Here is a 14,279-nt window from a genome sequence, read left to right as displayed (position 1 = left end):
AAGGGCGGCAAGCGTTCGCGCTAGCCGAACCCCTTCATTGCGTTCCGAATTTCATGCCCTTCCCCCGACGGCCGGGGAAGCGGAGGTCTGAAATGCGATATATTTTGCGGGCCGCCCTCGCCATCAGCGCCGTGACCCTCAGTGGTTGCGGCCAGGGCGTGCTGGATCCGAAGGGTCCCGTTGCGGAAGCGCAGCGGCTGATCCTGTTCAACTCGCTCGGCATCATGCTGGCGATCGTCATTCCGACCATCCTCGCCACCTTGGCCGTCGCCTTCTGGTTCCGCGCCTCGAACCGGCGCGCGACCTACATGCCCGATTTCGAATATTCCGGCCGCATCGAGCTGCTGGTCTGGGCCATCCCCGCCATGACGGTGGTACTGGTCGGCGGCGTCGCCTGGGTCGGCGCGCACGATCTCGATCCGCGCAAGCCGCTCGCCTCGGCGGTGAAGCCGGTCAATGTCCAGGTGGTCTCGCTCGACTGGAAATGGCTGTTCATCTATCCGGAGCAAGGCATCGCATCCGTCAACCGGCTGACCATCCCCACCGGCACGCCGATCCGTTTCGATCTGACCTCCTCGGGGGTGATGAACAGCTTCTTCGTGCCGCAGCTCGGCAGCCAGATCTACACCATGGCAGGAATGGCGACACGGCTGCACCTGCAGGCCGACTATCCCGGAACCTATCCCGGGCTTTCGGCCAATTTCAGCGGCGACGGCTTTGCCGATATGGACTTCCCCGCCGAAGCTGTGCCGCCCGAGCAGTTCGAACAATGGGTGAGTGCAACGCGCGGCGCCGGCGGGCCCACGCTCGATGCCGCCGCCTATGCCGATCTGGTCAAGCCGAGCCAGGGCGTCGCCCCCTTCACCTATCCCTCAGTCGCGCCGGGCCTGTTCGACGAGATCGTCAGCGCTGGAACGCCCATGCACGAGGCGTCGCGAGACACCCACCCGGCGACGATGGAGATGGCCAAATGAACCTGCTCGGCAATCTCGGCTGGGACGCCCTCCCCTGGTCTCAGCCCCTCCCCCTGATCAGCGGTATCGCCGTATTTGCCATCGTCATCGCCATCGTGGCGTGGATTTTCGTGAAGGGCCATTTCCCCTATCTCTGGCGCGAGTGGATCACCTCCGTCGACCATAAGCGCATCGGCATCATGTACATCATGCTGGCGCTCATCATGCTGCTGCGCGGCTTCACCGATGCGATCATGATGCGACTGCAGCAAGCCATGGCGGCGGGCGGGGCGCAAGGCTACCTGCCGCCGGATCATTTCAGCCAAATTTTCTCGGCCCACGGCACCATCATGATCTTCTTCATGGCGATGCCGCTGCTGATCGGCCTGATGAATTTCGTGCTGCCGCTGCAATTGGGCATCCGCGACGTCGCCTTCCCCACCCTGAATTCGGTGAGCTTCTGGCTGACCGCCTCGGGCGTCCTGCTGATAAACCTCTCGCTGCTGATCGGCGATTTCTCCAAGGCCGGCTGGGTCGCCTATCCCCCGCTCAGCGAGCTGCAATTCTCGCCCGGGGTCGGCGTCGACTATTATCTGTGGGCGCTGCAAATCTCCGGCGTGGGCACGCTCATGACCGGCATCAATTTCGTCACCACAATCCTAAAGCTCAGGGCGCCCGGCATGGGCTATATGCGCATGCCGGTCTTCTGCTGGACCGCGCTCGCCACCAACCTGCTCATCGTCGCCGCCTTCCCGGTGCTGACCGCGACCTTCGCCATGCTGCTGCTCGACCGCTATCTCGGCTTTCATTTCTTCACGGTCGATGCCGGCGGCAACGCCATGATGTATGTGAACCTGTTCTGGGTCTGGGGCCACCCGGAGGTCTACATTTTGGTGCTGCCCGCCTTCGGGATTTTTTCCGAAGTCATCGCCACCTTCTCCGGCAAGCCGCTCTTCGGCTACCGCTCGATGGTCGCCGCCACCATGGCGATCTGCATTCTCTCCTTCCTGGTCTGGCTGCATCATTTCTTCACCATGGGCGCGAGCGCGAATGTCAACGGCTTCTTCGGTGTCATGACCATGATCATCGCCGTGCCGACCGGCGTGAAGGTGTTCAACTGGCTGTTCACCATGTATGGCGGGCGCGTCCGCTACAATACGCCGATCCTGTGGTCGATCGGCTTCATGATCACCTTCGTCATCGGCGGCATGACCGGCGTGCTGATGGCCGTGCCTCCCGCCGATTTTCAATTACATAACAGCCTGTTCTTGGTCGCCCATTTCCACAATGTCATCATCGGCGGCGTGGTGTTCGGCGCGATGGCGGGCCTCAATTACTGGTTCCCGAAAGCCTTCGGCTTCACGCTGCACGAGGGCTGGGGCCGCGCCTCGTTCTGGTGCTGGCTGATCGGCTTCTATACCGCCTTCATGCCGCTCTACGCGCTCGGCCTGATGGGCATGACCCGGCGCATGCAGCATTATGACGACGTGACCTGGCAGCCCTGGCTCATCGTCGCCGCCCTCGGCGCCTTCATCATCCTGGCAGGCGTCGTCTGCCAGATCATCCAGCTCGTCGTGTCGGTCCGCGCCCGCGAGCAGAACCGCGACCTGACCGGCGATCCCTGGAACGGCCGCACCCTCGAATGGTCGACCGCCTCGCCGCCGCCGCCCTGGAATTTCGCCGTCCTGCCGCAGGTCGAAGACAAGGACGCGTTCTGGGTTTGGAAAGAGCAACAGCGGACGGGCCAGCACGCCCCGGTGGCGCCGCGCGATTACGAGGCGATCGAGATGCCGAAGAACAGTCCGGCCGGCTTCATCATCGCCTTCTTTGCCGTCATGGCCGGCTTCGCGATGATCTGGCACATCTGGTGGATGGCCGGCATCGGCGTGCTCGGCATTTTCGCGACGATGCTCGCCTACGCCTTCCGCCATGAAGAGGAAACCGAGATCCCGGCCGGGGAGCTCGCCCGCTTCGATCGCGAGCACCCGGTCCGGCACGAGAGCGAAGCGGAGGCGGCCGCATGAGCATCGCCGCCGCCGCCGATCATGGCCCTCCTCCGATCCCCGCGAGCGAAGCGGGTCCTGCTCCGAAGCGGATCTATGTCAGCTTCGGCTTCTGGATTTTCCTGCTCAGCGACATCGTAATGTTCTCGGCGTTTTTCGCCGTCTACGCGGTGCTGGTGAATGCGACCGCGGGCGGCCCGAACGGCGCCGAACTGTTCAGCCAGACCAATGTGGCGATCGAGACCGCCTGTCTTCTCGCCTCCAGCTACACCTGCGCATTGATGTCCCTGGCGGTTGCGTCCCGCAACCGCTTGCAAACCTATCTCTGGGCGGCGGTCACATTCGTGCTCGGCGGCGCATTCCTTGCGCTCGAACTGCAAGAATTCTCAAACATGATCGCTGAGGGCGCGACGCCGCAACGCAGCGCCTTTCTGTCCGCCTTCTTCGCCCTTGTCGGCTGCCACGGCCTGCATGTCGCTGCCGGGCTGGTCTGGCTGATCGTGTTGATGGCGCAACTGACGTTCGAAGGCTTCCGCGCCCGGGTGGAGCGCCGCCTGCTCTGCTTTGCGCTGTTCTGGCATGCGCTCGACATCATCTGGGTCGGGCTGTTCACCGTGGTTTACCTGATGGGAGTTCGCCCATGACGACGCCCGAAGATCGCGCCCCCGGCGAGGCGGAGCCATTCAGCGAGACCGGCGAAGGGCATGGAACCGGCGTGCTGGTCTACACGATCGGGCTGGGGGTGGCGGTGCTGCTCACGGCGACATCGTTCTGGGTCGCCAACACGCCGGCGCTTTGGGGGCCGGGCGTCGGCCTTGGGCTTGCCGTCCTGGCCGTCGCCCAGATGGGCGTGCATCTTGTGTTCTTCCTGCACATCACCACCGGGCCCGACAACACCAATAACGTGCTCGCGCTGGCCTTCGGCCTGCTGATCGTTTTCGTGGTCATGTTCGGATCGCTCTGGATCATGAACAATCTAAACGAGAACATGATGCCCTCGCCCGACCTGATGAATTTGCATATGCAGCGCTAGGACGGTTGGCCTTGCTTGGCGCGATGCGGGCGCTTCGGCGCTTCTCCATTGGTGGCCGCGAAGGGTCCCAATGCGCCGAGCGTCCAGCGGAGCAACGCGCGCTCATCTGCCGCTTGTGGAAAAGTTGTGAGCGATTATGATCCCGGTCATGATCTCGGTTGTCATTCCCACCTTGAACGCGGATGCGCATCTGGCGCGCACCCTGACCGCCCTCGTACCGGCGGCCGTTCATGGCATTGTGCGCGACGTCGTCGTCGCGGATGGCGGGTCGACGGATCGCACGCCGAATGTCGCCGAGGCGGCGGGCGCGCGCTTCGTCCTGGCCCAGCGCGGGCGCGGGCAGCAGCTTGCCGCCGGGGCGGGCGCGGCCAAGAGCGACTGGTTGCTGTTCCTCCACGCCGACACGGTGCTGCAGGAGGGCTGGGAAGAAGAAGCGCTGGAGATGATCCGAGGCATCGAGCTGCGCGGGCAGCCGCAAACGGCGGCGGTCTTCCGGTTCGGGCTCGACGATCGCGGCCTATGGGCATCCTATCTGAAGCTGATGGTCGGCCTGCGCTGCCTGGTGTTCCGGATGCCCTATGGCGACCAGGGCCTTCTGATCTCGCGCCGGCTCTATGACGAGGTCGGCGGCTTCAGGCCGATGGCGCTGATGGAGGACGTCGATATGATCGCGCGGCTCGGCCGGGGCCGTCTGCGCTTTCTGCGGGCGATCGCCGTCACCAGCGCCCGCCGCTATCGCGCCGAGGGCTATTTCCGCCGGACCTTGCGCAACCTGACCTGCCTCAGCCTCTATTACATGCGCGTGCCGCCGCACGTCCTCGCCCGGCTCTACGGGTGAACGGCGCGCGTGCCGGGTGTCTCATCATCATGGTGCGGGAGCCGCTGCTGGGGCGCGTGAAGACGCGTCTGGCGGCGGAGATCGGCGCAGCGGCGAGCTTGCGGTTTTATCGCGGGGTGTCGGGGAGTTTGATCCGGCGCCTTGCCTACGACCGGCGGTGGCGGGCGGTCTTGGCGGTGACGCCGGATCGGAAGGCCTGCTCGCGGTTCTGGCCGCGGGGCGTTCGGCGCGTGGCGCAGGGCGGCGGCGATCTCGGCGCGCGTATGGAGCGGCTGCTGCGGGGGCAGGGGCACCGGCCTGTGGTGCTGATCGGCTCGGATATTCCGGAAGTCAGCGCCGCGCATATTGCCGAGGCATTCCGGCTGCTGAAACGCAACGAGGCCGTCTTCGGTCCGGCCGCCGATGGCGGTTTCTGGCTGATCGGGCTAAACCCGTTGCCTCACCTGCCGGGCCTGTTCGACGGCGTGCGCTGGTCTACGCCGCATGCGCTAGGCGATACGCTCAACAATCTGTCGGACCGCAAGGTCGCCTTCGCGGCGGCGCTGACCGATGTCGATGAGATTTCGTCCTATCGCCGTGTCGGCCATCTCGGCGCGCGCTCGACGCTGCCGGCTCAGTCTTCCTCGTAAAACCCTTGCTCCACCAGTGCGGTGAGTGCGTCCAGGGCTTCCTCGGCGTCGGGGCCTTCGGTCTCGATCAGGATGGTCGACCCCGGCCCGGCGGTCAGCATCATCAAGCCCATGATCGAGGCACCGCTGACGCCTTGCCCATCCTTGGTGACGGTGACTTCGGCGTCGTATTTCTCGACGCATTTGACGAAGGCTGCGGAGGCCCGTGCATGCAGGCCTTTTTTATTCACGACCATGACTTCAGCCAGGCACTGATAGACGCCGGAAGCAGACATGTGGGTCATGATTACCCTGTGGGTTGATGGGCGCGCGAATGAGCGCAGGGATTATGCACGAGGCCGCTCCGAAGTAAAAGTCTGTTGAGCGGTTTCCGCTCACAAGGACTTATTCGCGCGGAGGGCGCAAACGAAGTCGAATTGCGACTTATCCTCAGGAAATTCACAGGAACGCAGTCGAACCAACGCCCCGCCTTGCGGCGATAAAGGCGGTCTCGGGGAGACCTTGGCGGTTGAACACGTCAGCCGCATGACAAGTTCGGCCCGCGCCGATCACAATCCGGTGCGCGGGCGGAGCATTGGCTACTAAATCTGCGCCTGACCTGCTCCGCAGCCGTGTCCCTTTCCCATGGGGAGCGGCAGGGCTGCGGCATACGCCTGGAAGGATCGCGGCGGCCTTTGAGGCCGCTTCAAATGCGCCCAGCTAACGGCCGGTCAGGACCTGGCTGGCGACATGGATGTACTTGCGGCCGGCGTCCTGGGCGAGCTTGATCGCCTCCGAGATCGGGCTTTCCTCGCGGACGCGGGCGAGTTTCACCAGCATCGGCAGGTTGATGCCGGCGATCACCTCGACATGCGATTCGTCCATCACGGAGATGGCGAGATTGGAGGGCGTGCCGCCGAACATGTCGGTGAGGAGGACGCAGCCATCGCCGGTGTCGACGCTGCCGATCGCCTTGAGGATGGCGAGCCGCCGCTCCTCCATATTGTCATCGGGCTGAATGCAGATCGTCGCGATCTGCTCCTGCGGTCCAACCACATGCTCAAGCGCCGCGCGGAATTCGCGGGCCAAATTGCCATGTGTGACGATCACCACACCGATCATGCTCGATTCTGCCCCAGCCAGACAGGAAACGGCCCAAGCCATCTCACGCTAGCATGCATTATATAACGGTTTGCCCTCGGCGTCGCCGCCTCTCGCGCCATCCTGGTGAAGAGCGGGCGGATATCAAAGGAATTTGCGCGTTTTCGATGCGATGCAGCAATTTTTTTCAATGAGCGATGCGTTGAAGCGCCAGCCGTAGTTTCAGCGGGGCCGAAGCTTCGAAGGGAGCGAGCGCCAGAACCGGCAGCGCGACGCCGCAGACGGTCTCGGTGGGCAGTTTGGGCGGGGGGAAGCGCGGCACGTCGTCGGGTTCGCTCAGCTCGACGATGAGTTTCAGCTCGGCCTCGCGGCGGTAGGGCAGGGTGACGATGCCGACGCCGCGCACTTCGAGCCGTCCGGCCAGCGCGGGCGGCGGGCTGCCGATCAGCCGGCCGCCACGGGCGGCGACGCTGAGCTGATCGTCGGATACCAGAGCGGCGTCGAGGACCGGGTCCATGCCGAGTACGAAGCGCAGCGCCAGATCGGATTTGCCGCTCCCCGACGGCCCGCGCAGCAAAGCGGCGCTCTCCCCGAGCGCGACGCAGGTGCCGTAAATCAACTGGGCCTGACCGCTCATCCGCTCGCCGGCAGGCGGATGACGAAGCGCGCGCCGAGGATACGGGGCGGCGTATAGGCGCCGGCCTTGGTCCGGATCGGCGGCGCCATGCGGTTCTCCGCCCAGATGCGGCCGCCATGCGCCGTAATGATCTGGCGCGAAATATTCAGGCCGAGGCCGGAATTCTTGCCAAAATCCTCTTGCGACGGGCGATCGGTGTAAAAGCGGTCGAAAATCTTTTCCAGGTTCTCGGCCGGAATGCCGGGGCCGTCATCCTCGACAGCCAGTTCGATCTCGTTCGACTTGCGGACAATGCCGCAGACGATGCGGATCTTGCCCTCCTTCGGCGTGAAGGACATGGCGTTGTCGAGCAGGTTGGCGACCACCTGCTGCAGCCGGCCCTCATGCGCCTGGATAGCGAAGGGGCTCTTCGCCCCCATGGCGATCGGCCGGGCGATTCCCTTGATCTGTACGTCGATGCGCGCGCGGCTGTCGCGGTGAACGTCGTTCAGCGCGCCGCACAGATCGTGTAGCAGCGCGGCGATATTGACCTGCTGGCGGCTTTCGCGCGCCATTTCCGAATCCAGCCGCGAGGCGTCGGAGATATCGGTAATCAGCCGGTCGAGCCGCTGCACGTCATGGCGCATGACCTGGATCAGCCGGTCGCGGTCCTCGTCCTTCCTGACGACGGAGAAGGTGTCGACGGCGCTATGCAGGGAGGTCAGCGGGTTCTTCAGCTCATGGGCGACGTCGGCGGCGAAGCTTTCGATGGCGTCGAGCCGGGCGTAGAGCGTCTTGGTCATGTCGCGCAGCGAGCGCGACAGATGGCCGATCTCATCGCGCCGGTCGGGATAGTCCGGGATCTCGGCGCGGGTCTTGCTATCCCGGCGCACGCTTTCGGCGGCGCTGGCGAGCTGGTGCATGGGCCTTGCAATGGTGCCGGCGAGCACGAAGGAGCCGGCCGTCGTCACGATCAGGATGAACAGCCAGACCCGGACCACAGAGGCGCGCTCATCGGCGAGAATGGCGTCGATATCGCCATCCGCCGTGGTCAGCAGCAATGCGCCGAGCACCTTGCCGCCCTTCTTGATCGGCGCGGCGATGCTGAGGATGGTCTCGCCGAGCTCGTTCTCGCGTACGAGCTGCGTCGAGCTGCCCTGCTGCAGAGCCGCCCTAACTTCCGCGAAGGCCTTGCCGTTCTGGATGCTGATTTCGCCCAGCTTGGGCAGGCTTTCGCCGCGCAGCATCCGCTCGACGCTCAGCCACAGCCGGTAGAGGCTGCTGACTTCCTCGCTGCGCCGGCTCGGGCTCTGGTAGCGGGTGAGCTTGCCGGCCTTGTAGATCTTGTCGCTGTCGACCAGCCAGGTGCCGTCGGCATGGTAGATATAGCCATGCGTCTGGGACGGCACGATCAGGGTCCGCAGCAATTCGGCGGATTTTTCCAGGCTGATCGTATAGGCCGCCTCGACGGGCGGGCCGAAAATGGCGTCGTCGATGCTCTCCGAGACGCGCGGCGTGCCCTCCAGCGTCACGGCGCTGGCGATGATCTCGGCCTCGATCTTCAAGCTGTTGCTGCGCGCGCCGATCAATCGGTCGCGAAAGTCGCTGAGATAGAGCATCCCGCCTAAAAGCACCAGGAGGCTCATGACATTAAGCGCGACGATGCGGCCGGTGATGCTGGTGAAGTGATAGTAGAATCCGACGCGCGACAAGGCGCTCTTCAGCCGCCGCCAACTGAAGCGGCTGAAGCGGGCGGCCGCGCGCCTGGCCAGCGACGGGCCGGCGTCGATGGCGATGTCCGGTGCGTCGAGCGTCATTCCTTAAAGCGGTAGCCCACCCCGTAAAGTGTCTCGATCACGTCGAAATTATTGTCCACCAGCTTGAACTTCTTGCGCAAGCGTTTGATGTGGCTGTCGATGGTGCGGTCGTCGACATAGACCTGATCGTCATAGGCCGCATCCATCAGCGCGTCACGGCTTTTCACCACCCCGGGACGATGGGCGAGCGCCTGCAGGATGAGGAATTCGGTCACCGTCAGCGTCACCTGCTTGTTGTCCCAGATGCAGGTATGGCGCTCGGGATCGAGCTTGAGCTTGCCGCGCTCGATGATTTTTGCCGGATCCTCGACGGCGGCGGAAGCCTCGCGCGGCGAGGAGCGGCGCAGGATCGCCTTCACCCGCTCGACCACGAGGCGCTGCGAGAACGGCTTCCGGATGAAATCATCCGCGCCCATTTTCAGCCCGAAAAGCTCGTCAATCTCGTCCTCTTTCGAGGTCAGGAAGATCACCGGCATTTCGGTGCGCTGGCGCAGGCGCCGGAGCAGTTCCATCCCGTCCATGCGGGGCATCTTGATATCCAATATCGCCAGGTCCGGCGGCTCGGCCGACAGGCCGTCCAGGGCGGAGGCGCCGTCGGTATAGGCCTGGATCTTGTAGCCTTCGGCTTCCAGGACCATTCGGAGGGAGGTGACGATGTTGCGGTCGTCGTCAACAAGTGCGATTGTCGGCATGAATTTCACGGCCTCGGCGACACTATGTCAGCGGTTATGATTCAAGCTTCAGGCTTGCCATGTGGTAAAAAAGTCACGGTCTGCAGAGGAACGCATCGTAGATCACTCTTCCTAAAATGCAATCGGAGAAATGATGTCCTCCCATAGCTCTGCGGAATGGGGCTTAATTTTGGCGTCAGCCCGCGGGTTGATGCGTATGGCTGGCGTTGCTTCCTTGGCAACGCTCGAATGTGGAACCGGCGCTCCTTACGCTTCGCTGATTACCGCCGCCACCGAAACCGATGGCTCGCCCATCATGCTGATCTCCAAACTGGCATGGCATACGCGCAATCTTGAGGCGGATGACCGTGCCTCGATCCTGTTTTCGGCGCAAGCGGGGGGCGACGATCCGCTCAATCTTGGCCGCGTCAGCCTTATGGGTCGTGCCGAAAGGACAAGCGAGCCGCGCGCCCGCGCCAGATTTCTCGCCCGCCATCCGAGCGCGGCGCTTTACGCCGATTTCGCCGATTTCAGCTTTTGGCGGCTGAAGGTCGAACGCGCGCATTATGTCGGCGGCTTCGGCCGCATCACCACCCTCGAGGGGGGCGACGTGCTGCTCGGTCCGGCCGCAGCACGCGCCTGGGACGCGGATGTCGATTCGGCGATCGAGGCGGTCAACTCCGCCCATGCGGAACTCGTCGCGCGCCTGGCTCCGGCAGGCGCATCCGCCCAGCCGCATCCGTGGCGAGTCGCCGCATGCGACCCCGATGGCTGCGAGATCGCCGCCGGCGATTACTCCCACAGGCTGGCGTTTCCGGCGCCGATTTCCGCGCCCGCCGAGCTTTCCGCCGCGCTCTTCGAGCTTTTCCGCCGCGCCGCGTAGGCAGCTTTGCCTAAATTGTATGCAAACAAAAACGGCGCCGATGAAGCCGGTTATTTATAAGCCATTCAGCCGGCTGGACATAATTTCAAGCCGGTGGCAACCTAAACGCGTCTACGCTGATTATCACGCAAAACACGTCTTTGACTCGGTCATCCTCGTCCCATGAAGACCTGGATTATTAGGGAGTAGTCTGTGAACCAAGAGACCAGCGGCAAGTCCTTGCCGGCGTCCGTGAATCTGACCGGCCAGCTGACGGCCAAACGTAAAAACCCATCCACCGCCGAATTGTACGAGCTGGCTGTCCAGCGCGGAGAAGGCGAAGTGGTCTCGACAGGCGCGCTGTCGATGCGGACCGGTGCTCATACGGGCCGCTCCGCCGCAGACAAGTTCATTGTCCGCGACGCGCTGACCGAGGACACCATCTGGTGGGGCAACAACAAGGCGCTTTCGCCCGAACATTTCGACGCGCTGCTGCAGGATTTCCTCGCCCATGCCGGCGGCGTCGAGCTGATTTCCCAGGATCTCTACGCCGGCGCCGACCCGCAATACCGGCTGAACGCCCGCGTCTATACGGAGCTGGCCTGGCACGCGCTGTTCATCCAGCACATGCTGATCGTGCCGCCCGCAGACGAACTGGCGGGCTTTGCGCCGCAATTCACCATCATCAACCTGCCGAGCTTCCGCGCCGATCCGGCACGCCACGGCTGCCGCACCGAGACCGTCATCGCCTGCGACTTCACCCGCAAGCTGGTGCTAATCGGCGGCACGTCCTATGCCGGCGAGACCAAGAAATCGGTGTTCGGCTACCTGAACTACGTGCTGCCCGAGCGCGGCGTGATGCCGATGCACTGCTCGGCGAGCGAGGAGAACGGCGGCGGCAATTCCGCAATCTTCTTCGGCCTGTCGGGCACCGGCAAGACCACGCTCTCGGCCGACCCCGCCCGCACGCTGATCGGCGACGACGAGCATGGCTGGTCGAAGGACGGCATCTATAATTTCGAGGGCGGCTGCTACGCCAAGACCATCAAGCTGTCGAAGGAGCAGGAGCCCGACATCTATGCCGCGACCAATCGCTGGGCAGCGGTGTTGGAAAACGTCGTGCTCGACCCGGCGACGCGCGAGCCGGACTTCAATGACGGCTCGCTGACCGAGAACACCCGCTCGGCCTATCCGCTGAGCTTCGTGCCCAACGCCAGCAAGAGCGGCCGCTCGGACCATCCCAAGAATATCGTCATGCTGACTGCCGACGCGTTCGGTGTGCTGCCGCCCATCGCCAAGCTGACGCCCAGCCAGGCCATGTACCACTTCCTCTCCGGCTATACGGCCAAGGTCGCCGGCACCGAAAAAGGCGTCTCCGGCGTGCAGGCGACCTTCTCGACCTGCTTCGGCGCACCGTTCATGCCGCGCCATCCGAGCGTCTACGGCAAGATGCTGCGCGAGCTGATCGCCGAACACGGCGTCGATTGCTGGCTGGTCAACACCGGCTGGACCGGCGGCAAATATGGGGTCGGCCAGCGCATGCCGCTGAAGTTCACCCGCGCCCTGCTCGATGGCGCGTTGTCCGGCAAGCTGCAGGCGGGCCGCTTCCGCCGCGACCCGATGTTCGGCTTTGACGTGCCGATGGATGTGGAAGGCGTGCCGCCGCATCTGCTCGATCCGCGCCGCACCTGGTCGGACAAGCTGGACTACGACACCCATGCCCGCCAGCTCGTGGCGATGTTTGCGGAGAATTTCCGCCGTTTCGAGGACGATGTCGACGCCGAAGTGCGGGGCGCCGGCCCTGCGATCCAGGTGGCGGCAGAGTAGGCCGGACGAGATATTCGGATTAACCGAAAGCTGGAAATGCGGAGGCGCGCCTCGACAAGGCGCGCCTCTATCTGTTTGCGCGCCCTGAGCTTTCGGCTACAAAGCGGGCAACTGGACATTTCGCTTGGCCGGGCCGAAGCGGGGTGCGCCTCAGCTTTGAGCGGGGAACTGATATATGGGGCATTTGATCGCCCAAATCGATCTTGGGGCGAAACGCGCGCTTGGCTGGCTGGCCTCGCGCCCAGTCCTAGCCGTCGCCTTTCTGATCGGCCTTTGCCTCGCGCTCTACCTGCCCGGCTTCGCCTCGCTCCCCGTCACCGACCGCGACGAGGCACGCTTCGCGCAGGCCACCAAGCAGATGATCGAGACCGGCGACGCCATCGACATCCGTTTTCAGGAAGAGCCGCGCTACAAGAAGCCGATCGGCATCTACTGGCTGCAGGCCGTCAGCGTCAACCTGCTTTCGCCCGATGACCTGACCCAGATCTGGGCCTACCGGGTGCCCTCGCTGATCGGCATCATCGCCGCCGTGCTGCTGAGCTGGTGGGCCGCCCGGCCGATATTCGGGCGAGAAACGGCGCTGCTTGCCGCCATCCTGCTCGCCACCGCCGTGACCATCAGCCTTGAATCCCGCATCGCCAAATCCGATGCGGTGCTGCTGGCCACCATCGTGCTGGCGCAAGGCGCGCTGTTCCGCATCTATCTCCTCCGCCGAAAACGGCAGGATATGGTCGGCATCGCCGCCGCCTTCTGGATCGCGCTCGGCCTCGGCATCCTGGTCAAGGGCCCCGTCGCTCCGGGCGTTGCGCTGTTCACCGCGCTCACACTCGTCATCTTCGACCGCGACCGCTCCTGGCTGAAGAACCTGCACGCCGCCTGGGGCATCCCGGTGATGCTGACCATCACGCTGCCCTGGTTCATCGCCATCGGCGTCAAGTCCGACTGGCAATTCTTCCAGCTCGCATTCGGCGAGGATTTCCTCGGCAAGATTCAGGGCGGCCAGGAAAAGCATTGGGGACCGCCCGGTTTCTATTTCGTCGTGTTCTGGTGGAGCTTTTGGCCGGCGGCCCTGGTCGCCACAGGCGGCGCGGCGCTCTGGCTCTGGCGCAACCGGACCAGCCGGCGCGCCTTGTTCCTGATCGGCTGGACGGTCCCGTTCTGGCTGGTGCTGGAGGCGACCCCGACCAAGCTGCCGCATTACGCCATGGTCTATTTCCCCGCCATCGCCATGGCCGCCGCCTGGGTGCTGCGCGAGGTGACGCTGCGCGGCCAAGTGCCGATGCGCACCTACCGGCAGGGCGCGGCGCTCTGGCTGTTCATCGCCGCGGCGCAATTGGTCTTCCTGGGCGGCCTGTTCGCCTATTTTCGCATCGCGCCCTCGCTCTGGTTGCTGCCTTTGGCGGGGGCCTTCGCTGGGCTGTCATGGCTGACGGCGAAGGCGAGCTGGGGCGGCAAATTCCACGCCGCGATCGCCATGGCGGTGGTGACCGCGGGGCTGCTCTATCTGGCCGCGTTTCGGCTCGTGCTGCCGAGCATTGAGCCGCTTTGGATGAGCCGGCAGGCCGCCGAAATCGTCGCGGCTCTCAAACCTTGCGCGCCCGGCCCCGTCATCCTCACCCGTTACCGCGAGCCGAGCGCCGTCTTCAACCTCGGCACCAAGACGCCGATGATGACGGTGGAGCAAGCCAATGTCGCGCTCAGCCAGGGCAAGGCCGACTTCGCGCTGATCCGCCAGGACGGTCCCGACCGGCTGCCGACCGTTGAGCCGGCCCCGCGCACCATCGCCTGCATCGACGGTTTCAACATCAATGGCGGCGATCCCATGCGCCTGCTGCTGATCACGACGAAGCCGCCGGAAAGTCTCGTCGCGTGCGCGGTGCCCGAGCGGTTTCGGTGCGGGGGATAAGTTGCACGCAAGGCGGGGTGCGCCTATATTAGACTAGTCAGACT

General features: G+C 64.3%; 14 protein-coding genes. 9 read left to right on the top strand and 5 right to left on the bottom strand.

Going from position 1 to position 14,279, the window contains the following annotated elements:
• The first annotated feature begins 92 nt into the window (after positions 1 to 92).
• From cyoA to BLEFHOIH_RS05925, 6 genes are all read left to right on the top strand, one after another.
• Positions 93 to 974 (top strand): ubiquinol oxidase subunit II, encoded by an 882-nt coding sequence (cyoA, locus tag BLEFHOIH_RS05950; protein ID WP_088343606.1) that lies wholly within the window; start codon positions 93 to 95, stop codon positions 972 to 974.
• Between the two features lie 2 nt (positions 975 to 976).
• A complete protein-coding gene (gene cyoB / locus BLEFHOIH_RS05945; RefSeq protein WP_088343724.1) occupies positions 977 to 2,977 on the top strand; it encodes a cytochrome o ubiquinol oxidase subunit I in 2,001 nt (666 codons plus the stop codon).
• Complete coding sequence (cyoC, locus tag BLEFHOIH_RS05940; protein ID WP_088343605.1) at positions 2,974 to 3,600, top strand: cytochrome o ubiquinol oxidase subunit III; 627 nt, start codon at positions 2,974 to 2,976, stop codon at positions 3,598 to 3,600. Before cyoB ends, cyoC begins: the two co-directional genes overlap by 4 nt.
• Positions 3,597 to 3,989 (top strand): cytochrome o ubiquinol oxidase subunit IV, encoded by a 393-nt coding sequence (cyoD, locus tag BLEFHOIH_RS05935; RefSeq protein WP_088343604.1) that lies wholly within the window; start codon positions 3,597 to 3,599, stop codon positions 3,987 to 3,989. The genes cyoC and cyoD overlap by 4 nt, the downstream gene beginning before the upstream one ends.
• A 148-nt stretch (positions 3,990 to 4,137) precedes the next feature.
• Entirely contained in the window at positions 4,138 to 4,827 is a 690-nt protein-coding gene (locus BLEFHOIH_RS05930; protein ID WP_088343723.1) for a TIGR04283 family arsenosugar biosynthesis glycosyltransferase, read from the top strand.
• Entirely contained in the window at positions 4,824 to 5,456 is a 633-nt protein-coding gene (locus BLEFHOIH_RS05925) for a TIGR04282 family arsenosugar biosynthesis glycosyltransferase (protein ID WP_245296884.1), read from the top strand. Before BLEFHOIH_RS05930 ends, BLEFHOIH_RS05925 begins: the two co-directional genes overlap by 4 nt.
• Here the strand turns inward: BLEFHOIH_RS05925 and BLEFHOIH_RS05920 are convergent.
• The 5 genes from BLEFHOIH_RS05920 to BLEFHOIH_RS05900 form a co-directional block, all read right to left on the bottom strand.
• Positions 5,441 to 5,740, bottom strand: a complete 300-nt coding sequence (locus tag BLEFHOIH_RS05920; protein ID WP_088343603.1) for an HPr family phosphocarrier protein — start codon at positions 5,738 to 5,740, stop codon at positions 5,441 to 5,443. The genes BLEFHOIH_RS05925 and BLEFHOIH_RS05920 overlap by 16 nt on opposite strands.
• Before the next feature lie 415 nt (positions 5,741 to 6,155).
• Positions 6,156 to 6,557 (bottom strand): PTS sugar transporter subunit IIA, encoded by a 402-nt coding sequence (locus BLEFHOIH_RS05915; protein WP_088343602.1) that lies wholly within the window; start codon positions 6,555 to 6,557, stop codon positions 6,156 to 6,158.
• Positions 6,558 to 6,723: 166 nt separating this feature from the next.
• Positions 6,724 to 7,173 carry an HPr kinase/phosphatase C-terminal domain-containing protein gene (locus BLEFHOIH_RS05910; RefSeq protein ID WP_088343601.1) on the bottom strand — a complete coding sequence of 150 codons (450 nt, stop codon included), beginning with the start codon at positions 7,171 to 7,173 and terminating at the stop codon, positions 6,724 to 6,726.
• On the bottom strand, positions 7,170 to 8,969 hold the full coding sequence (locus tag BLEFHOIH_RS05905; protein ID WP_088343600.1) for a stimulus-sensing domain-containing protein: 1,800 nt from the start codon (positions 8,967 to 8,969) through the stop codon (positions 7,170 to 7,172). The genes BLEFHOIH_RS05910 and BLEFHOIH_RS05905 overlap by 4 nt, the downstream gene beginning before the upstream one ends.
• The gene (locus BLEFHOIH_RS05900; protein WP_088343721.1) at positions 8,966 to 9,661 is read right to left on the bottom strand and encodes a response regulator transcription factor; all 696 of its coding nucleotides are present in this window, start codon (positions 9,659 to 9,661) and stop codon (positions 8,966 to 8,968) included. The genes BLEFHOIH_RS05905 and BLEFHOIH_RS05900 overlap by 4 nt, the downstream gene beginning before the upstream one ends.
• Before the next feature lie 130 nt (positions 9,662 to 9,791).
• Between BLEFHOIH_RS05900 and BLEFHOIH_RS05895 the strand changes: the two genes are divergently transcribed.
• The 3 genes from BLEFHOIH_RS05895 to BLEFHOIH_RS05885 all read left to right on the top strand — a co-directional run bounded on the left by BLEFHOIH_RS05895 (position 9,792) and on the right by BLEFHOIH_RS05885 (position 14,235).
• Positions 9,792 to 10,523: a pyridoxamine 5'-phosphate oxidase family protein gene (locus BLEFHOIH_RS05895; protein ID WP_088343599.1), complete on the top strand. Its 732-nt coding sequence runs from the start codon at positions 9,792 to 9,794 to the stop codon at positions 10,521 to 10,523.
• Between the two features lie 231 nt (positions 10,524 to 10,754).
• Positions 10,755 to 12,329 (top strand): phosphoenolpyruvate carboxykinase, encoded by a 1,575-nt coding sequence (locus BLEFHOIH_RS05890; protein WP_245296891.1) that lies wholly within the window; start codon positions 10,755 to 10,757, stop codon positions 12,327 to 12,329.
• A 175-nt stretch (positions 12,330 to 12,504) separates the two neighbouring features.
• Positions 12,505 to 14,235 (top strand): glycosyltransferase family 39 protein, encoded by a 1,731-nt coding sequence (locus BLEFHOIH_RS05885; RefSeq protein ID WP_088343597.1) that lies wholly within the window; start codon positions 12,505 to 12,507, stop codon positions 14,233 to 14,235.
• The last annotated feature ends 44 nt before the right edge of the window (positions 14,236 to 14,279 follow it).

The organism is Rhodomicrobium sp. R_RK_3 (assembly GCF_002198715.1).
GTDB lineage: Bacteria > Pseudomonadota > Alphaproteobacteria > Rhizobiales > Rhodomicrobiaceae > R-RK-3.
The sequence above is the reverse complement of the archived record's forward strand: the minus strand, read 5'-3'. Positions and strand labels throughout refer to the sequence as shown.

Coding starts and splice junctions, on each gene's coding strand:
- cyoA (WP_088343606.1), top strand. CDS start 93: ATGCGATATATTTTGCGGGCCGCCCTCGCCATCAGCGCCGTGACCCTC.
- cyoC (WP_088343605.1), top strand. CDS start 2,974: ATGAGCATCGCCGCCGCCGCCGATCATGGCCCTCCTCCGATCCCCGCG.
- cyoD (WP_088343604.1), top strand. CDS start 3,597: ATGACGACGCCCGAAGATCGCGCCCCCGGCGAGGCGGAGCCATTCAGC.
- BLEFHOIH_RS05930 (WP_088343723.1), top strand. CDS start 4,138: ATGATCTCGGTTGTCATTCCCACCTTGAACGCGGATGCGCATCTGGCG.
- BLEFHOIH_RS05920 (WP_088343603.1), bottom strand. CDS start 5,740: ATGACCCACATGTCTGCTTCCGGCGTCTATCAGTGCCTGGCTGAAGTC.
- BLEFHOIH_RS05915 (WP_088343602.1), bottom strand. CDS start 6,557: ATGATCGGTGTGGTGATCGTCACACATGGCAATTTGGCCCGCGAATTC.
- BLEFHOIH_RS05910 (WP_088343601.1), bottom strand. CDS start 7,173: ATGAGCGGTCAGGCCCAGTTGATTTACGGCACCTGCGTCGCGCTCGGG.
- BLEFHOIH_RS05905 (WP_088343600.1), bottom strand. CDS start 8,969: ATGACGCTCGACGCACCGGACATCGCCATCGACGCCGGCCCGTCGCTG.
- BLEFHOIH_RS05900 (WP_088343721.1), bottom strand. CDS start 9,661: ATGCCGACAATCGCACTTGTTGACGACGACCGCAACATCGTCACCTCC.
- BLEFHOIH_RS05895 (WP_088343599.1), top strand. CDS start 9,792: ATGATGTCCTCCCATAGCTCTGCGGAATGGGGCTTAATTTTGGCGTCA.
- BLEFHOIH_RS05885 (WP_088343597.1), top strand. CDS start 12,505: ATGGGGCATTTGATCGCCCAAATCGATCTTGGGGCGAAACGCGCGCTT.